This window comes from Acidovorax sp. 94 (genome assembly GCF_003634645.1).
Lineage (GTDB): Bacteria > Pseudomonadota > Gammaproteobacteria > Burkholderiales > Burkholderiaceae_C > Acidovorax > Acidovorax facilis.
The window spans coordinates 1002842-1022084 of the sequence record NZ_RBJA01000001.1; the positions used below are offsets into that span (position 1 = coordinate 1002842).

The following is a 19243-nucleotide window of genomic DNA, read 5'->3' on the forward strand; positions in this document are numbered from 1 at the left end:
GGGACGACGCCAGCGCGGCGGGGCGGCCCTTGCGCGGCGTCCGCTGGCTCAGGTCACGCCAGTTTTTAAGCGCTGCGTAAACAAATAGCTTCCTATGACTAGAAATAAGAGCGCCAAGAAGGTGCTGCCAGGCTTCGGCCTGACGCTGGGCTACACGCTCTTTTACCTGAGCATCATCGTGCTGATCCCCCTGTCGGCACTGATTTTCAAGACCTTCACGCTCACCTGGGAGCAATTCTGGGCGGCCATCAGCGCACCGCGCGTGATGGCCTCGTACCGGCTGACCTTTGGCGCATCGTTTCTCGCGGCGCTGGTCAACCTGGTTTTTGGCCTGCTGATCGCGTGGGTGCTGGTGCGCTACAAGTTTCCGGGCAAGAAGATCGTGGACGCGCTGGTGGACCTGCCGTTTGCGCTGCCCACCGCTGTGGCCGGCATCTCGCTGACCGCACTGTTGGCAGGCAATGGTTGGGTGGGCAGCATTCTGGAGCCCATGGGTATCCAGCTCGCGTTCAAGCCCGCAGGCATCGTGATTGCGCTGATCTTCATCGGGCTGCCGTTTGTGGTGCGCACCGTGCAGCCCGTGCTGGAAGATGCCGAGAAGGAGTTGGAAGAAGCCGCCACCTGCCTGGGTGCCACGCGCCTGCAGACCTTTACCAAGGTCATCCTGCCCTCCATCACGCCCGCGCTGCTCACCGGCTTTGCCATGGCATTTGCGCGGGCGGTGGGGGAGTACGGTTCGGTCATCTTCATCGCAGGCAACATGCCCATGGTGTCGGAGATCACGCCCCTCATCATCATCGGCAAGCTGGAGCAATACGACTACGCAGGCGCCACGGCCGTGGCCGTGGTGATGCTCGTGATCTCGTTCATCCTGCTGTTGGTCATCAACGCACTACAGGCATGGCAGCGTCGCCATGCGGGGGCTCCAGCATGAGCGGCAACAACTCCCGAACCATACGCCGCGCCCAAGCGGGCACGACCGAAGCAGCGTGGGTGCGCTACACGTTGATCGCCGTTGCACTAGCCTTCATGCTGCTGTTCCTGGTGCTGCCGCTGGCCGCCGTGTTCGCCGAGGCGTTGCGCAAAGGCTTTGGCGCTTACCTGGAGGGCCTGCGTGAACCCGACGCCTGGTCGGCCATCAAGCTCACACTCATCACCGCGCTGATTGCGGTGCCGCTGAACCTGGTGTTTGGCGTGGCAGCGGCCTGGTGTATTGCCAAGTACGAGTTCAAGGGCAAGGCGTTCTTGACCACGTTGGTGGACCTGCCGTTCTCGGTGTCGCCCGTGGTGGCGGGCCTGATCTATGTGCTGATGTTCGGCGCACAGGGCTGGTTTGGCCCCTGGCTGCAGGCGCACGACATCAAGATCATCTTTGCCGTGCCGGGCATCGTGCTGGCCACCGTGTTCGTGACCTTTCCGTTCATCGCTCGCGAGCTGATTCCGCTGATGCAGGCCCAGGGCAACGACGAGGAGCAGGCCGCCATCGTGCTGGGGGCCACCGGCTGGCAGACTTTCTGGTACGTGACGCTGCCCAACATCAAGTGGGGCCTGCTGTACGGCGTGATCCTGTGCAACGCACGCGCCATGGGTGAGTTTGGCGCGGTGTCCGTGGTGTCGGGCCACATCCGTGGGCAGACCAACACCATCCCGCTGCATGTCGAAATTCTCTACAACGAATACCAGTCGGTGGCTGCGTTTGCCGCAGCCTCGCTGCTGGCTTTGTTGGCCCTGGTCACGCTGGTCATCAAGACGATTGCCGAACACCGCAACGAGCAGGCGCTGAAGGCGGCTGCCGAATTGCCCCCCGAGCGGCCCGCGCCTTTGCCAACCGCCCGCTGAAGGAAGAAGACCATGAGCATTGAAATCCGTAACGTCAGCAAGCAATTCGGCGACTTCCAGGCGCTGCGCGATGTGAGCCTCGATATCGCGTCGGGCGAACTCATCGCGCTGCTGGGCCCCTCGGGCTGCGGCAAGACCACGCTGCTGCGCATCATCGCAGGGCTGGAGACGGCCGATGTGGGCACCATCCACTTCAGCGGCGAAGACACGACCGACGTGCATGTGCGCGAGCGCAACGTGGGCTTTGTGTTCCAGCACTACGCACTGTTCCGTCACATGACGGTGTTCGAGAACGTGGCCTTCGGCCTGCGCGTGAAGCCCCGCAAAGAGCGACCGAGCGAGGCGCAGATCAAGCAAAAGGTGACTGACCTGCTCAAGCTCGTGCAGCTCGACTGGCTGGCCGAGCGCTACCCCTCGCAGCTGTCCGGCGGCCAGCGCCAGCGCATTGCGCTGGCCCGCGCCCTGGCGGTGGAGCCCAAGGTGCTGCTGCTCGACGAGCCCTTCGGCGCCCTGGACGCCAAGGTGCGCAAGGAACTGCGCCGCTGGCTGCGCCGCCTGCACGACGAACTGCATGTCACCTCGATCTTCGTGACCCATGACCAGGAAGAAGCGCTGGAAGTGGCCGACCGCGTGGTGGTGATCAACCAGGGCCGCATTGAGCAAAGCGGCTCGCCCCAGCAGGTATGGGACCAGCCAGCCAGCCCGTTTGTGTATGGCTTTTTGGGTGATGTGAACCTGTTCCACGGCCGCGCCCATGAAGGCCTGGTGCACCTCGACGGCATGCAGATCGACTCGCCCGAACACAGCCAGGCGCAAAACGCCAAGGCCTTTGCCTATGTGCGGCCGCACGACCTGGATGTGGAGCGCTATTCGCCCGGCGCCGGGCTCGACGCCCAAGGTCGCCCGCGCGGCATCGTGGCCCAACTGAGCCGCGCCATTGTGGTGGGCCCGATTGCGCGGCTGGAACTTATTCCCTCCGACGACCACAAACCAGCGGACAATGCGTCCCCAGACCACTTGATCGAAGCGCAGATCCCTGCGCAGCAGTTCAAGGAAATGGGTTTCAAGGAGGGTGAAACGCTGGTGGTGACACCGCGCCGCGCCCGCGTGTTCTTGGATCACGCCGCTGGAATCTGACTCCCCCTGAGCCGCTGCGCGTCTTCCCCCTGAGGGGGCGCACCCGGTGGACTGGCGGAGCCAGATCCACGGGTGTACTGGCATGGGCCGCGCCCGTTTCGGAGGCGGCACCGTTTGCAATGGCTATTGGATGAGGGATAAGAATGATGGTGTTGAACTGGATCGATCAGGCCCCGCGCCGCGTGCTGGCACTGATCAGCGTGGCTTGTGTGGCGATGCTGGCTTTTGGCATGTACCTGCAGCATGTGGTGGGCCTGGAGCCTTGTCCCATGTGCATCGTGCAGCGCTATGCTCTCATTGGTGTAGCAATCTTCACAGGTCTGGCAAGCGCTAGGGGCTCAAAAGGCTGGTGGATGGGCTGGGGCGCGCTGGCCCTGATCGCATCCGGCTTCGGCGCCTTCGTGGCGGCCCGCCAGAGCTGGCTGCAGTGGTACCCACCCGAAGTCGCCACCTGCGGCCGCGACTTCTACGGCATGATCGAAAACTATCCCATCAGCCGCGCTATCCCCATGATCTTCCGGGGCTCCGGTGACTGCGCTGCGATTGACTGGACGTTCCTGGGTGGCTCGATAGCCAACTGGTCGTTTGTGTGTTTTGTGGGGTTTGCGGTGGTGCTGCTGGCGCTGTTGGTGCGCGGGTTCACCAGCGGCAATCGTCGGGGTTCCGGTTACTCGATGGCTTGATGCGCCGGGGTCGGCTCGCTTGTCGTAGCCCGTAACTTGCATCAGAAAAGAAGGCGCTCCTTGTGAGCGCCATTTTTTTGCGTTGGCATGGCAGGTCTTCACGCTGAGAACCCAGGTATCGGAAGCATTCGATCAGGTAGTCGCAGAGGCGCCAGCGCCTGGCAATGGTGCGATATCAGCGAATGCATGGGCCTTCTCGATCCGGTTGCGCCCAGCTGCCTTGCCCTGGTAAAGCGCGACATCGGCAGCCCGCAGGGCCTTCTCCAAGGCGTGGCCGTTGGCGAACCGGGGTGACACACCAATGGTGACGGTGCAGTGCAGCGGTTTGTCGTGGCCGCTCACGTGAATGGCCTGTTCTTCGACCGCTGCGCGCAGTCGTTCTGCCAACTGCACGACGCCGACATCATCACTGTCGAGGCAGACAGCCACAAACTCTTCTCCTCCTATGCGGCCCGTCAGGTCGCCTCGGCGCACGGTGGTGCGCAGCACATCTGCAACATGGCGCAGCACGGTGTCGCCAGCCTGGTGTCCGTAGGTGTCGTTGATGCGTTTGAAGTGGTCCACGTCCAGCAGCAGCAAGTAAGCGGGCGCGGCGTTGTGGAGGTTGAAGTGTTGCTCCAGCGCTTCTGAAAGCCCCCGGCGATTGAGCAGTTGCGTCATGGGATCGCGCGCCGCCATCTGGCTCAGATCATCGGTCAGGCGCCGGAACACCAGCCAAATCATGAAGGGTGGCACCACCGTCGCCAGGGACGACATATAGATGTAGAACACCATCTGAAAGCTGCTGTCCATGTGCAGCACTTCCAGTCCGCCCTGGAGTAGCCTTATGAACTTGATTGCGTTCAGAATGCAGATGCCACTGATCAGGAGCGCGAAAAATGCCATTTCGCGGTACAGGTGCTTGGCGAATGTGCGAACACCATAGAGTGCCGCGAGCGTCATGACCAGGAACAGCAGCGCAGACATCCCGGACAGCATGGCGTAGCGGGCGACCGGCCCCAAGCTCCACTGAATCAGTGCCTGTGCGGCGGAGTAGGCGAGCACAAATGCCGCCAGCGGCCGCCACAGCGGCGCGGGAAATCCAAAGAACCGCATGACCCCGAGGCCATAGGTGATCGGGGCCGCCAGGGTGAGGGTGTGGTTGACCACGCTCATCATGCTCCAGGCCGGGCCGCCTTCCACCAACTGCAGCACATAGGCAAGCCCCAGCAGCAAGTTGCCCATGGCAAAAAAATCCATGCCCATCTTCTTGCCCTGCAAGCGCTTGCTGATGAGCAAAAACATCACCGCGAAGCACAGCAGGTGAGCACACAGCATGCCGACGAGAACAGACCCCACCATGTCAGCGTCCTTCGGAGTCTGGCCGTGCGGTGTCGGCCCCAGGCGCGAGCCTCTTTGCCGAACGCGCAAACAGCACACCCTCTGTCCCATCCACCCATGCGGGTAGCTTGTGCATCACGCTGGCCAAAAGATCGCTGGCCTGCCACTGCGCCAGCCAGGCTTGCAGGCGGGGCCAGGGCTGTGCGGCCCACCAATCGGCATCAATGCCTGCAAACTGCCGTACAAAAGGCGCAATCGCCATATCGGCCAGGGCGGCATGGGTGCCGAACAGGTAGGGCTGATCTGGCCGGAGACGCGCCTCCAGCCCCCCCAGCCAGGCCACGGCGCGGGCGCGTTCTGCATTCGTGTCGGCATCGGGGTAGCGGCTGGGATATTTGCACCGGTCCAGCGCCTGCTTGAACGGGCCATCGCATTCGGCAATCAGCGCCAGCATGTCCTGCAGATTGCCGTGGCTGGGGATGAGCCAGCCCTCGGGGTCGTGCTGCGCCAGCGCCCACAGCATGATCTCCAGGCTCTGCTCCAGCACCTGGCCGCTCGGCAGCACCAGCACGGGCACAGTGGCCTTGGGGGAGGCGTGCAGCAGGCCCTGTGGCTTGTTGCGCAACACCACCTCGCGCAGTTCGCAGGCCTGGCCACTGACAGCCAGCGCCAGCCGGGCGCGCATGGCGTAGGGGCAGCGGCGAAAGGAATAGAGGACGGGCAGGGCAGCGCTCACGCGGAGTCGTCCTCGCGATCATTTTTGTCGTCGCTGGAGCTGAATCGCGCTCGGGTGCCCGGTTGCCGCGCGCCGATATGCGCTTGCCCGCGCTGATCCGCCAGGTCCATCTGGCGTTGCCGTTCTGCCAGCGCGCGTTCCTGCTCGGGTGTGCGCGTGCCGTGGCAATACGGGCAGCTCACGCCGCGCACGTAATGCGGCGACTGCAGCTCGGCCTCGCCCAATGGCATGCGGCAAGAGCGGCACAGTTGGTGGTGCCCCGGAGCCAGGCCGTGGCCCACGGACACACGTTCGTCAAACACGAAGCAGTCGCCATGCCACAGGCTGTCTTCTTCGGGCACGGTTTCCAGGTATTTGAGGATGCCGCCTTCCAGGTGGTACACCTCGTCAAAGCCCTGCGATTTGAGGTAGGCGGTGGATTTCTCGCACCGTATGCCGCCCGTGCAAAACATGGCCACGCGCGGGTTACCCGCCAGCACGCCGCCGGGCTGCGACTGCTGCGCCACCCAGGCCGGGAACTCGGCAAAGCTCTTGGTGTGGGGGTTGATGGCGCGTTCAAACGTGCCGATACCCACTTCGTAGTCGTTGCGCGTGTCCACCACCACCACGCTGGGGTCGTCGATGAGTGCGTTCCAGTTCTCGGGCTTCACATAGGTGCCCGCGTTGCGAGCCGGGTTCAGGTCGGGCACGCCCAGGGTCACGATCTCGCGCTTGAGGCGCACGCGCATGCGGTAGAACGGTTGGCGGTCGGTGGGCGCCTCTTTGTGCTGCAGGTTCGCAAAGCGGGCATCGCTGCGCAGCCAGTTGAGCACCGCCAGCACATCGGCGGGTGCGCCCGCAATGGTGCCGTTGATGCCCTCGGGCGCCAGCAGCAGCATGCCGCGCACGCCGCGCTCGTCGCACAGGGTCTGCAGGGGCGCGCGCAGTGCGGCGCAGTCGGGCAGATCGACAAACTGGTAAAGCGCAACAGTGAGAAAGCGGGGTGTGACCGAGTCCACGAAATGGGGGAGAGAGCGGAAAAGAAGGGGTGATGATAGCGGTCACTTTTCGTTACGATGCAGGCGTCTCCAACATGCGCCCAAGGTGTTTTATGGCCCAGGAACCCTCCCTCAACCTGTTTCGCCGCCTGGAGCAGCTCAACGGTATTGGGGCTGCGCTCTCCCGCGAGCGCAACATCGACCGCCTGCTGGAGAACATTCTGGAGGCTGCCAAGGCCATCACGGGCGCGGACGGCGGAACGCTCTACAGCGTGACCGAGGACGGGCAGTCGCTCAAGTTCGAGATACTGCGCACCGACTCGCTGGACATTCGTCTGGGGGGCACCACGGGCAAACCCATTGATTTTCCGCACCTGCCGCTGCGCAACGCAGATGGCAGCCCCAACGATTCGCTGGTGGCCGCGTATGCCGCCATCCACGACCGCACGGTGAACATTGCCGACGCGTACAGTGCCGAGGGGTTTGATTTTTCAGGCACCCGCAGTTTCGATGCGCGCACGGGGTACCGCTCGCAATCGTTTCTGACCGTGCCGATGAAGAACCACGACCATGAACTGATCGGCGTGCTGCAGCTCATCAACGCGCGGCACTGGGAGACCGGCGAGGTCACCACGTTCTCCGAGGCCGACCAGGGCCTGGCCGAGTCGCTGGCCTCGCAGGCTGCCATTGCCCTCACCAACCGCTTGCTCATCACGCAGCTGGAGCGCCTGTTCGAGTCGTTCGTGAACCTGATCAACCTGGCCATTGACGAAAAGTCGCCCTACACCGGTGGCCATTGCCAGCGTGTGCCCGCCCTCACCATGATGCTGGCCGAGGCAGTGAATGCCACCAACCAGGGGCCGCTGGCGGGCTTTCGCATGAGTGACCGGGACCGCTACGAACTCAAGATGGCCGGCCTGCTGCACGACTGCGGCAAGATCACCACGCCCGTGCACGTGGTGGACAAGGCCACCAAGCTACAGACCCTGTACGACCGCATTGGGCTGGTGGACACGCGGTTTGAAGTCTTGAAGCGCGATGCCGAGCTGGCCGCACTGCGCCGCCAGCTGGCACTGCGCCCGGTGGTGGATGCGCGTGCAGAGGGGCAGGAGCTGCAAGCCCTGCAGCACGAAATCCACACACTGGAAGAAGACCGCGAGTTTCTGCGCCGCTGCAATACCGGCACCGAGGCCATGCGCCCCGAGGACCAGCAGCGCGTGCGTGACATCGCCGCCATGCGGCACTGGCGCAACCCGCAGGGGGTGCAGACAAGCTTCCTTACGGCCGAGGAGGTGGAGAACCTCACCATCCGATCTGGCACCCTGAACCAGGCCGAGCGCGACACCATCAATTACCACATCGTTGCCACCATCAAGATGCTGGAGACGCTGCCCTGGCCACGGCACCTCAAGAACGTGCCGGAGTATGCGGGCGGCCACCACGAACGCATGGACGGCAAGGGCTACCCGCGCGGCCTTACACGTGACCAGATGTCGCTGCAGGCCCGCATGATGGGCATTGCCGACATCTTCGAGGCGCTGACAGCGGCTGATCGGCCCTACAAGAACGGTATGACCTTGTCAGAGGCGATTGCCATCATGTGCAGGATGCGCGACAACGGGCACATCGACCCGGACCTGTTCGAGGTGTTTGTGCGCGAGGGGGTGTACCTGCGCTACGCGCGGGACTTTCTGGAGCCCGGGCAGATGGACGTGGTGGACATCGCGGCGCTCGGCTTCTCCTGACTGAAATGCTTCTGAGTGGATCGCTGCCAAGCCCAGTGCACTGGCCACTGACCGGGTTGTCAGGGTCGAGATGCCTCATGGCTTGTGCAGCGGCAGCCACAGCGTGAAGCGCGAACCGCAGTCCTCCCCCAGCGCCCCCCAGGTGTCCCACGAACACTGCGCGCCCAGCGCCAGTGCGCGGCTGCGCACGTTGGCCAGGCCCCTGCGCGCGGGCGGTAGCGCTTCGGGTGGGGGCGCGGTGAAGGGGGTGCCGTTGTCCTGCACGCACACCTGCACGCCGGGCACACCTCCGCGCACCGATTCAGCGGTGCCGAGCGTGATCTCCATCGCGCCGCTGTGCTTGAGGATGTTGGTCAGCACCTCCTGCAGGATGCGCAGCACATGCAGCGCGCTCTGCGAATCGAGCCAGGGCAGGAGCGGCACATCGTCCACCTGCCAGTGCAACGCCAGGCCAGCGCCCTCTAGACGGGGGCCCAGCCGGAAGCGCAGGCGCGCAAGCAGGGCCAGCAGGTCGGCGTCCACAGGCTCCAGCGAGTCGATGGACAGCTTCAGGTCGTCGATGCACTCGCGCAGCACCGGCGCCACGTCCAGGCGCGCGGCGGGCTCGTTCTCCACCAGCCGCAGCGCGCTCATCAGTGACGAGCCCAAGCCGTCGTGCATCTCGCGCATCAGGCGCTGGCGCTCTTGGAGCAGCGTCTGTTCGCGCTCGGCGGCGCGCAGCCGCTCGTGGGTTTCGCGCAGTTGCTGCTCTTGCGCGGCCAGGCGCTCGGCCTGCACGGCATTGGCCAGCTCGGCCGCGCCCAGCGCGCGCTGGTAGCGCGTGAAGGCCACCCACAGGAACATGGTGAGCACGCCCATGTAGGCATAGGGGGTGAGGTAAATGTGCTCGATGCTGATGAGATACCGCTGCATCGCCAGGTCATGGAACGCCATCGGAAACGACAGCGCCACGGCGCCGCACAGTAGAACGTTGGCCCCCGTGCGGTGCGTCCACGCGCCGCGCGCCGCCACATACAGCACCACCACCCCCGGCGGGAACAGCGCCAGGCGCAGCAGCGGAAGCATCGCCTCGTGCCTGAGCCCCCACAACGGCAGCGCTGCAGCCGCCACCAGCCAGCAGTAGGCCATCAGCGCCCGTGCCAGCCGGGGCCTGTGCCAGCCCTGCATCTGCCGCAGCAGCAAGAAGGAACACACCGAGGAGCCCAGTGACCCCACCAGCGTGAGCCAGGAGAACCAGGCGTCGGGCACGGCCAGGCCTTCCTCGTCCACCAGATAGAACAGCGTCGCCAGCAGGTGCGCCACCGACAACAGGAAGAACAGCAAGTAGCCTGCTTCCTCGCGCCCCTCGCCATGGCCCCGCGCCCGCCGCATCAGCCACACCATCAGCGCCAGCACGCCCAGCACCAGGTAGGCGCCCCGCAGGTAGGTCACCAGGCCGGTCTGCAGCAGCTCGCGCAGCCGCCAGGCTGGCCGCAGCGCCTCAGCCGGTCCGGCCCACACCGAGGACAGCGCCCCGCCCACGCCCGGCAGGCTGGCCATGCGCACGTGCAGCTGCGGCGCTGCACCCGCTTGGTCTAGGCCCTTCAGATCCAGCCATACCGGGCGGTTGAAGCCGTTCCACACGCGGCTGCCGCGCGTCTGCCATGCAAGGCGTCCGTTGGCATACACCGCCACCGTGCCCACCGTCTGCCAGCGCGGGATGTACAGGCGCATACCCTGCGGAGTGCCGTGCGGCAGCGCGTTGGCGGGCACGCGCAGGCGGTACCACTGCACTTCGGGCGGCGCGCTGGCCTGCTCGGCGCTGGACGCGGTGCTGCGCGGGCGAGCATGGGGCAGGGCCACGGCGGCCCAGGGCGTCGCGGCGTCCAGCACCGCATCGCCGGATGCGTGCAGCGAAGGCGGTGGCGCCCAGTCGCCGCTGGGCGAAGACCAGGTCTCGGCCTGCAACAGGTGCACGGCCTCTGCGGCGTGCGTGCACGGCACCAGCATCATCACCAGCAGCAGCACCAACGGCATTGCCAGCAGCCGCCAACGCCGCAGCACCCGGCGCGCCGCCTCAGTCGGCCGCATGGATCCAGCCCTGGCGCGCTGCGGCGCTCACGGCCTCGGCCTGCGTGGTGACCTGCAGCTTGGCATATACGCGTCGCACAAAGGTGCGCACGGTGTGGCGCGAGACGCCCATTGCGCGGGCGACCTCGTCCAGCGTATGGCCGCGCGCCACCAGGCGCAGCAGTTCGGCCTCGCGCGCGGACGGGGGTGCGCTTGCGCCCAGGCCTGCGCCCGGCGCCGGGGGCGGCGCCGCCGCCAGCGCGGGCTGCGTCTGGCGCAGCAGCAACAGCTTGCGCGCCACCATGGGGTTGATGGGGCTGCCGCCTGCGTGCAGGCTGCGCACTTCGTCCACCACGGCGGTGGCGGGCAAGTCTTTGAGCAAATAGCCCATGGCACCGGCGGCGATGGCATCCAGCACGTGCACCTCGTCGCCGAAGATGGTGCTGACCATGGCCGCCGCCTGCGGCCAGCGTGCCCGCAGCGCGGCCAGCACGTCCAGCCCGCTGCCGTCGGGCAGGCCCAGGTCGAGCAGCAGCACGTCCAGCGGCGCGGCGTCGTCCTGCGCCAGCGCGGCCATGGCCTCGGTGCGGCTGGCGGCCGTCCACGCCAGGCGCATGTCGCTAGCGCCTTGCAGCGCGTGGGCCAGGGCGGTGCGGCAGGCGGCGTCGTCCTCGACCACGGCGACGCGAACGGGGGTGGAGGCAATGGAAGAAGGCGGTGGCATGCACCGATGCTGCCACAGCCGCTGGGCACGGGCATGTCGCCCAAAAGGGGGACATACGAAACCGCCCCCTGTCCCTAGCATCCGGGTCACGCGCTGGCTTTGCTGGCTTTTTGCTATTGAAGTTATAGCTGTCAGCGCTTGATCAGAAAGCGCTAGAGGCTAAAAATATGCTCAAAAATGTCCTTCACACCCCGCTCATGCACCGGGCCTGGTTGCGCGCGCGCAGCGCGGTGGCGCTGGGCGCGCTGGCCATGGTGCTGCTGCTGCAGGCCTGCAGCGTGGCCCAGCCGTCGTGGATCGAGGCGCCCCTGGTGGCCGACGGAAGCACCACCGGCGCGGGCTATGCGCCCCACGGCACCAGCCTGCCAGTGAGCGAGGGGGCCAGCGCGCAGTTGAAGTTCTCTTATGCCACCTTGCCAGACGGTGCGCTGACCAAGCTGAATGTGGACACCGACAACACGGTTGCCACCGTAGGCCATGACAGCTATACGCTCGACGCCGGCAAGGTGGTGCGCGCACGGCTGGTGCTGTATGTCGACAAGGTGACCACCCCGGGCTACATCGCCATCTTCGGTGCCTACCAGGCCGGCGGCGCAGACTGCTTTGCGCACGAGGGCACGGCTCCCGCCTGCGACCTGCAACTGGCCAGCGCCGTCGGTGGGCGCGCCACCGATGCGGACCGGCCGACGCAGCCCTTGCGCATTACCGAGCGCGGCTTCTACAGCTTCGATGTGACCGAGCTCGTCAAGCACCGGCTGGCGCAGGGTGTGGAATCGATGCTGCGCGTGGAAGCCGCGCAGGACACCGATGGTTCCTACGGCAGCTTCGAGTTCGCCAGCCGCGAGCAGCCGGTGGGCCAGGCGCGCGTGCTGCACCAGGCGCAATTGCTGATCACGCTGGAGGGTCTGGCGGGCATCAGCAGCAGACCCTATGCCTCCACCAGCGTGCGCCAGTCGTCCACCGACCCGACCGTCGCCGCGCAGGACTTCCGGCAGGACGAAAACCTGTGGCTTGGCGGCGCGGCAGGGGACCGCGCCTATGCACTGTTGCAGCCGCAGCCGCTCGAAGTCGGCTTTCCGCTGCGCCAGGTGCTGTTCAGTACGGGTTCGATGGCAGGCAAGCAGTCGCTGGTCATGCATGTGAACGGGCCGGTGCTGGACCAGACCACGCCGCAGCCGCAGGTGCAGGTCTACGGGCGACGCAGGTTCAACGTGAGCGGTCAGGTGGTGCGATCGTGGAACGACGGCTGGGCGGAGCCGCCGGGCGCGGACCTCATCGCCACGGCGGCACTGGACCGCAGCGCGCCTCGCCAGACTGTGGTCGCCGATACCACCGATCGCTATATCGACACGCTGGCCAGCGCGTACAACGGCAACCGCAACCAGGACTTTGCGGCGGCCGTCACCACCAACGTGCAATCGCCGATAACGCTGGACAGCAGCCGCAACACCCGCACCGGGCATGCGCCGCGTTTCATCACCGTCATCAAACCTGAGAAGGACGTGTGGCGGTCACCCTTCGACTTCGACAAGGACGACAGCACACATGCATTGAGCCTGTGCCTGCAGTACACGGGCAGCGCGGGCACGTGCCACAGCGCGCTGTCGCTGCGCGCCCGCCTCGGGCAGCCGTTCACCAGCTCGGGCCGTGTCATTGTCATCGGGCCCTGGGCCGACACCGCAGCCGGCGGCCATGTACCCTATGCGGCAGACATCGACCTTGCTCTGCCCCAAAGCGGCGCCAGCGCCCAAGTGCCCGCCGACCTGGGCCCCCAGAGCCTGTCGGGCGACATGGCCAGCTACATTGGCTACGGCATTCACGAAGCCAGGGCCAACCGCGTGGTGGGCACGTACCGCGGCATCGTGAGCATGGCGGGGCACAACCTGCGCACCGCCATCGACTTCGAGAACCTGCCGCTGCCCTTGCCGTCGCTGAGCGGTCCGGCCCGTGTGGAGACGGCGCCTGGCACCACCGTGGTGGCGGTCGGTGCCGGTGCGCCGCAGCCCTTCGTGCTGGCCGTGGCCGACCCGGTGGGCCAGAACATCGACGACACCACGCGCTGGATCATCACCAGCAGCAACCCCGCCGACACCTTACCCAGCGAGATTCAGCAAAGCGAAGGCAGTGTGGCGTTCGCCGTCACGTTCTCGGGTGTGGGCCCGCGCACGCTGACTGTCACCAGCAGGGGCGACGTCGGCATCACCGCAACGTTCGCCGTCAACGTGCTGCCTGGCGCGCAACTGGGCCAGTCCATCAGCTTCACCACCGCCCCTGCAGCGTTCGCCAAGGTGGGCGGGACGTATCTGGCGGCGGCCACGGGCGGCGGATCGGGCCTGCCGGTCACGTTCAGCCTCGACACGGCCGCATCCACGCCGGGCGCCTGCACGGTGGCGGCAAACGGCGCGGTGGCCTTTACCGGCGCCGGTACATGCTCCATCCAGGCCGACCAAGCGGGCAACGCTGTCTACGCCGCAGCCGCCCAGGCGCGGCAGAGCTTCACGATCGGCTCCACGAGCTTCAGCGGCCCGACAGTGCCCTCGAGCGGCGGGGGCAGCTCAGGCCCGGCCAGCGCCAGCCTGTCGGGCGGCGGCGAGACCTGCCAATTCGATACGACGGCCACCCGCTTCACCGCCGCCACCGCGGCCCCGCCGGGGCAGGGTGCACCGCAAGGCATGTTTGCCTTCCGGCTCGTGGGCTGCACGCCGGGGGCCACCGTGGCCATTACCACCCATTGGCCCCAGCCCGTCACCGTCTTCGCCAAGTACGGCAAGGCCGCGAGCAATGCGGTCAGCGCCAGTTTCTTTGCGCCGTCCAACCTGGTCATCAGCGGCAGCACCGTGCACTTCAGCGTGACCGACGGCCAGCTAGGCGACGACGACTGGACGGCGAACGGTGTGATTTTGGACCCGGTGATGCCGCTGGCTGCCGCGCAGCACATCCCCACGTTGAGTGAATGGGCCCTGTTGCTGCTCACTTTGCTGGTGGGCGCCCTGGCGTGGCGCCAAGCCAGGTTCTAAGGAAAATTGCGCTTCAGCGCTTATCTGATCTAATTAATAAGCTATCAAATAATGAGCAAAAACGTCTTGATTCGTTGGATACGAATGGGAATGGCATCGCTGATGCTCTCTGCAGCGCCGCTGGCCTGGGCGGCCACTTGGCAGGTAAACCGGGTGGACGACCCCGCCAGCGGCAGCGCGGCCCGCTGCGCGCCCGGCAATGCGCATACATGCAGCCTGCGCGATGCGATCGCGGCCGCGCAGCATGGCGACACCGTAGCGTTCGACGGCGCGGTGTTTGCGGCGCCGCAGGTGCTGGCGGTGGGCAGGCCGCTGGTCATTGCCCGCGCCATCACGCTGCGCGGCCCCGGCGCCAGCCTGCTCACCCTCGACGGCCAGAACGCGGTGCACCTGCTGGAGGTGAATGCTGGCACGGCCAGCGCGGGGGTGCCAGTGAGCGGACCGGTGCATATCAGCGGACTGGCGTTCGCCAACGGCACGACGGCGGTGGACGGTGGCGTAAACATGAACGGAAACTCCGGCTCGGTGGGCGGTATCGCCAATTGGGGCACGCTCACGCTGGACGACGTGAAGGTCACGGGCATGTGGGCGGGCAACGTAGGCGCGGGCATCGGCAACGGGCCCGCGGGCAGGCTCACGATCGTGCGCAGCGAGGTCAGCGGCAATTCCACCGGCTGGCGCGGCGGCGGTATCTACAACTCACCCAACGGCGTGATCACCATCGACCGCAGCACCATCGCCAACAACACGGTGCGTGAAGGCGAATTTGGGCACAGCGGGGGTGGTGTGGCGTCGTATGGTGCGCTCACCATCGACCGCAGCACCCTCTCCGGCAACCAGGTGTTCTCGTCCGCATGCCCTGGCAACGTGTGCGGCGGCGGCGGCATCGCGGCATCGGCGCTGACGATCAGCAACAGCACCATCTCGGGCAACCGCGCCCACAGCACCGTGGGCGGGGACGGCGGGGGCATCGCTCTGGCCGTCTTCAACGGGACGATCACCGTGCGCAACTGCACGTTCGCGGGCAACCGTAGCGGCGCCAAAGGCGGCGCATTCCACTCTTCGGACGACTTCAGCATCAGCAACAGCACCTTCACCGGCAACACCAGCGATGGCGATGGCGGCGCCATCAGCGTAGGCTGGATCGGCGGCTCGAGCGTGGCGCGCATCGACAACAGCACCATCGTGAACAACGTGGCAGGGGGCTTGGGTGGCGGCATCCACATCCCATCCTCGGGCAGCACAGTGCCGATCGTGCAGTTGTTCAATTCCATCGTGTCCGGCAACGCCATCCAGAGTTACCTGACGGACGTCTATGGCAGCGACGTGGCGGATGACGACCTGGCCGTCGACCACTGGAACGTGATCGGCGCCCCAGCCTCAGGCGTGGGTGGCCTCTACCTGCAACCGCTGGGCGACTATGGTGGCCCCACGCAGACCATGCCGCCGGGAGGCCTCGCCAGCAGAGCCTGGGCCGCCTCCCGCTATGCCGCAGGCGAGCCCGCCACCGACCAGCGCGGCGTGGCCCGGCCCGCCACGGTGGGCGCGGTCGTCGACGCCGGGGCGGTGCAGGTCAGCACGACGCTGCCATCCATCACCGAGCTGGACCCCGCCAAGGGGCCGCCCGCTGGGGGCTACGCGGTCACCGTCAGGGGCTTCAACCTGTCGGGCGGCACGCTGAACTTTGACGGGACGCCAGTCAGCGCCACGGGCTCGATCACCCATGCGGACGGTTCGATGAGCCTGACCGCAGCCGCGCCACCCGGCACGGCGGGCAGCACCGTGCGCGTGCGCTACACCGTGGGGGCAAACGCCAGCCCCGACGTGCCGGAAGACGACTTCACCTACACGTCGCAGGCCATTAGCTTCACCACCATGCCGCCGAGCCCCGCAGTCGCGGGCAGCACCTACACCGTGGCGGCCACGGGCGGCGCGTCGGGCAACGCGGTGGTGTTCAGCACGGTGGGCCCTTGCACGGTGGCCGGCCAGGTGGTCAGCTTCAACGGCGCAGGCACCTGCACCATCTACGCCGACCAGGCGGGCGATGCGGTTTATCCCGCCGCGCCCCGCGTGTCGCAAAGCACGGCGGTGGTGCAGTTGGGCCAGGTGATCACCTTCACCACCACGCCGCCCAGCCCCGCAGTGGCGGGCAGCACCTACACCGTGGCGGCCACGGGTGGCGCGTCCGGCAACCCGGTGGTGTTCAGCACGGTGGGCCCTTGCACGGTGGCGGGCCAGGTGGTCAGCTTCAACGGCGCAGGCACCTGCACCATCCACGCCGACCAGGCGGGCGATGCGGTTTATCCCGCCGCGCCCCGGGTGTCGCAAAGCACAGCGGTGGTGCAGGCCGGCCAGGTGATCGCCTTCACCACCACGCCGCCCAGCCCCGCAGTGGCGGGCAGAACCTACACCGTGGCGGCCACGGGCGGCGTGTCCGGCAACCCCGTGGTGTTCACCACTGCGGGCGCTTGCACGGTGGCGGGCCAGGTGGTCAGCTTCAACGGCGCGGGTACTTGCACCATCTACGCCGACCAGGCAGGCAACGCCCACTACGCTGCCGCCGCGCGGCAGCAGCAAGCGTTTGCCATCGTGGCACTGCTCAAAACGTTCACTGGCACCACCTTGCCCGCCAGCGGCGCGGGCGGCCCGGCCAGCGCCAGCATTGGCAACGATGGCGGGGCGCTGTGCCAGTTCGATCCAGCCGCCACGGCCTTCGAGGCCGCCACGCCGCCCCCTGGCCGGGTGGCGCCGCAGGGCGCGTTCCGCTTCAGGCTGATCGGCTGCGACGCGGGTGCCACGGTGCGCGTGACCACCACCTGGCCGCAGCCGGTGGCGGACTTCGTCAAGCGCACCGGCAGCGGCCAGTTCATCGTGCCTGCGAGCGTGGGCCTGGGCAGCACCACCGTGGGCTTTGACGTGACCGATAACCAGCCTGGCGACGACGATGCTGCGCCCGGCGTGATCGCCGACCCGGTGATGCCGCTGACCGCCGCCGCCCTGCAAGCGATCCCCGCGCTGTCCCCCTGGGCCCTGCAGCTGCTGGGAGTGATGGCCGGGGCGCTGGGCATGCTGGCGCAGCGGCGCAGGGCTTGATTGCTCCTCAATTAATAGCTGTTAACGCTTATGGGTAAAGCGATGAAGCCTATTTTTGTTTAATTTTCTGAGCTGTGGCGAGCCAGCCGTGAAAGGCGTGCATGGCCGCCGTCACGGGCCGGGATTGCAGCCGTGTGAGCCAGTAGGCGCCCCGGCGCAGTTCCAGCGCGAACGGTCGCACCAGGCGGCCCTGGCGCAGTTCGCGTTCGAACATGCACGCCGGGAGCAGCGCGGCGCCCGCGCCCTGGGCCGCCGCTTCGGCCAGGGTGAGCGACGAGTCGAACACCGCGCCGCGCACAACGGGGCAGGGCACGCCGGCCGCCTCGAACCAGGCGGACCATTCGTCGGTGCGGTAGCTTCGCAGCAGGGGCTGGCGCGCCAGGTCTGATGGCACCCGCAGGCTGTTGGCCAGGGCCGGGGTGCACATTACAGACATCGGCGCGTCCATGATGCGTTCGGCGTGGGTGCCATGCCAGGCGCCGTCCCCAAAGCGGATCGCATAGTCCAGTCCTTCGCCCGCCATGTCCACCCGGTTGTTGTGCGTGAGCAGACGCAGGTCCACAAACGGGCAGGCCTGCTGAAAGTCGCGCAGCCGGGGCAGCAGCCAGCCCACGGCAAAGGTGCCCACGGCGCCCACGGTCAGCACCTCGCGTGGGCGGGTGTCGCCCAGTTTTTCCAGGGCGCGCGCCAGGTTGGAGAACGATTCCGTCACCACCGGCAGCAGCGCCTGGCCTTCGTCCGTCAACGCCAGGCCACGCGGCAGGCGGCGAAACAGTGGCTTGCCCAGGCGCTCTTCGAGCTTGCGGATGTGCTGGCTGACCGCTGTCTGCGTGACGTGCAACTCCTGGGCCGCCCGCGTCAGGTTGAGGTGGCGCGCCGAGGCTTCGAACGCGCGCAGGGCATTGAGCGGGAGATGCATAAGTTTTTCTAGGGGCTGGCGGCAATTATTGTCGATGGTGCTTTGGGCTCAAGCTCTTTATCGTTCAGGCCTTGTCTTCACTCACCTCCAATTTTTATGCAAAGACGACAGTTTTCCTTGGGTTTGATGGCCACTGCCACCATGCCTCTTTGGGGTTGCGCGGCTACCAGCAACGCAGCGAACCGCGACAAGACCACCCGCGAATGGAACGAGGCCCTCGCCAGCATCGAACGCACTGCCCAAGGCCGCTTGGGCGTGGCCATGCTGGACACGGGCTCGGGCCTGCAGTTGGGCTGGCGCCAGGACGAGCGCTTTGCCATGGCCAGCACTTTCAAAGCGGTGCTGGCGGGCTGGATGCTGGCGCTGGTGGACCAGGGCAAGGAGCGGCTGGATGCCCGCGTGCACTACGCTGCGGGCGATGTGGTGGCGTATTCACCGGTCAGCGGCCCCCGTGCGAGCGATGGGGGCGGGTTGACGGTGGGCGAGCTGTGCTCCGCCACCGTGAGCCTGAGCGACAACACCGCCGCCAACGTGCTGCTGGCGCGCCACGGCGGCCCGGCGGGGTTCACGGCCTTTGTGCGATCACTGGGCGACAGCATCACACGGCTGGACCGCACCGAGCCCACGTTGAACGAAGCCAAGGTGGGCGACCCGCGCGACACGACCACGCCGCAGGCCATGCTGCAGACACTGCAAAAGCTGGTGCTGGGCGATGTACTCACGCCCCCGTCACGAGCCTGGCTGCAGCGCTGGCTGGTAGAGACGAGCACGGGCGACAAGCGCCTGCGCGCGGGTGTGCCGGGCTGGAAGGTGGGGGACAAGACGGGCACTGCCAGTGACAGCGGCACGGCCAATGATGTGGCGGTGATGTGGCCTCCGGCTGGAGGCGCTCCGGTGCTGGTGACGTGTTATCTCACGCGGTCTACCGCCAAGCCCGAGCAGCGCGATGCGGCGATCGCCCAGGTGGCGCGGGCCGTGGCCACCGCGATCCAGAATGGGTAGCA

14 protein-coding genes are annotated in these 19243 nt (G+C 66.7%); 8 read left to right on the top strand and 6 right to left on the bottom strand.

Annotated features, from left to right (window positions below):
- The first annotated feature begins 94 nt into the window (after nt 1–94).
- The 4 genes from cysT to C8C94_RS04780 all read left to right on the top strand — a co-directional run bounded on the left by cysT (nt 95) and on the right by C8C94_RS04780 (nt 3659).
- Complete coding sequence (cysT, locus tag C8C94_RS04765) at nt 95–934, top strand: sulfate ABC transporter permease subunit CysT (RefSeq protein WP_121419908.1); 840 nt, start codon at nt 95–97, stop codon at nt 932–934.
- On the top strand, nt 931–1839 hold the full coding sequence (gene cysW, locus C8C94_RS04770) for a sulfate ABC transporter permease subunit CysW (RefSeq protein ID WP_121419909.1): 909 nt from the start codon (nt 931–933) through the stop codon (nt 1837–1839). The genes cysT and cysW overlap by 4 nt, the downstream gene beginning before the upstream one ends.
- A 12-nt stretch (nt 1840–1851) precedes the next feature.
- A complete protein-coding gene (locus tag C8C94_RS04775) occupies nt 1852–2976 on the top strand; it encodes a sulfate/molybdate ABC transporter ATP-binding protein (protein ID WP_121419910.1) in 1125 nt (374 codons plus the stop codon).
- 146 nt (nt 2977–3122) lie between these two features.
- Nucleotides 3123–3659, top strand: a complete 537-nt coding sequence (locus C8C94_RS04780; protein WP_199731376.1) for a disulfide bond formation protein B — start codon at nt 3123–3125, stop codon at nt 3657–3659.
- Nucleotides 3660–3791: 132 nt separating this feature from the next.
- Here C8C94_RS04780 and C8C94_RS04785 read toward each other — a convergent pair whose 3' ends face one another.
- The 3 genes from C8C94_RS04785 to C8C94_RS04795 are packed head-to-tail and all read right to left on the bottom strand — an operon-like array spanning nt 3792 to nt 6713.
- Nucleotides 3792–5000, bottom strand: coding sequence for a GGDEF domain-containing protein (locus tag C8C94_RS04785; RefSeq protein ID WP_121419911.1), 1209 nt, complete (start codon nt 4998–5000; stop codon nt 3792–3794).
- A gap of 1 nt (nt 5001) precedes the next feature.
- The gene (locus C8C94_RS04790) at nt 5002–5664 is read right to left on the bottom strand and encodes a glutathione S-transferase (protein ID WP_233573572.1); all 663 of its coding nucleotides are present in this window, start codon (nt 5662–5664) and stop codon (nt 5002–5004) included.
- Between the two features lie 47 nt (nt 5665–5711).
- A complete protein-coding gene (locus C8C94_RS04795; protein WP_121419913.1) occupies nt 5712–6713 on the bottom strand; it encodes a rhodanese-related sulfurtransferase in 1002 nt (333 codons plus the stop codon).
- Between the two features lie 92 nt (nt 6714–6805).
- On the opposite strand from C8C94_RS04795, the gene C8C94_RS04800 reads away from it, so the two are divergent.
- The gene (locus tag C8C94_RS04800; protein ID WP_121419914.1) at nt 6806–8437 is read left to right on the top strand and encodes an HD family phosphohydrolase; all 1632 of its coding nucleotides are present in this window, start codon (nt 6806–6808) and stop codon (nt 8435–8437) included.
- 75 nt (nt 8438–8512) lie between these two features.
- Here the strand turns inward: C8C94_RS04800 and C8C94_RS04805 are convergent, their stop codons facing one another.
- Nucleotides 8513–10507, bottom strand: coding sequence for a histidine kinase (locus tag C8C94_RS04805; protein WP_233573395.1), 1995 nt, complete (start codon nt 10505–10507; stop codon nt 8513–8515).
- Nucleotides 10494–11210: a DNA-binding response regulator gene (locus C8C94_RS04810; protein WP_121419915.1), complete on the bottom strand. Its 717-nt coding sequence runs from the start codon at nt 11208–11210 to the stop codon at nt 10494–10496. Before C8C94_RS04810 ends, C8C94_RS04805 begins: the two co-directional genes overlap by 14 nt.
- Nucleotides 11211–11377: 167 nt before the next feature.
- Here C8C94_RS04810 and C8C94_RS04815 point away from each other — a divergent pair, with 167 nt between their 5' ends.
- Complete coding sequence (locus C8C94_RS04815) at nt 11378–14227, top strand: IPTL-CTERM sorting domain-containing protein (protein WP_121419916.1); 2850 nt, start codon at nt 11378–11380, stop codon at nt 14225–14227.
- A 90-nt stretch (nt 14228–14317) separates the two neighbouring features.
- Nucleotides 14318–17320: an IPTL-CTERM sorting domain-containing protein gene (locus C8C94_RS04820; RefSeq protein ID WP_121419917.1), complete on the top strand. Its 3003-nt coding sequence runs from the start codon at nt 14318–14320 to the stop codon at nt 17318–17320.
- Between the two features lie 49 nt (nt 17321–17369).
- Here the strand turns inward: C8C94_RS04820 and C8C94_RS04825 are convergent, their stop codons facing one another.
- On the bottom strand, nt 17370–18239 hold the full coding sequence (locus C8C94_RS04825; protein ID WP_121419918.1) for a LysR family transcriptional regulator: 870 nt from the start codon (nt 18237–18239) through the stop codon (nt 17370–17372).
- Between the two features lie 96 nt (nt 18240–18335).
- On the opposite strand from C8C94_RS04825, the gene bla reads away from it, so the two are divergent.
- A complete protein-coding gene (gene bla, locus C8C94_RS04830; RefSeq protein WP_121419919.1) occupies nt 18336–19241 on the top strand; it encodes a class A beta-lactamase in 906 nt (301 codons plus the stop codon).
- Nucleotides 19242–19243 lie beyond the last annotated feature (2 nt).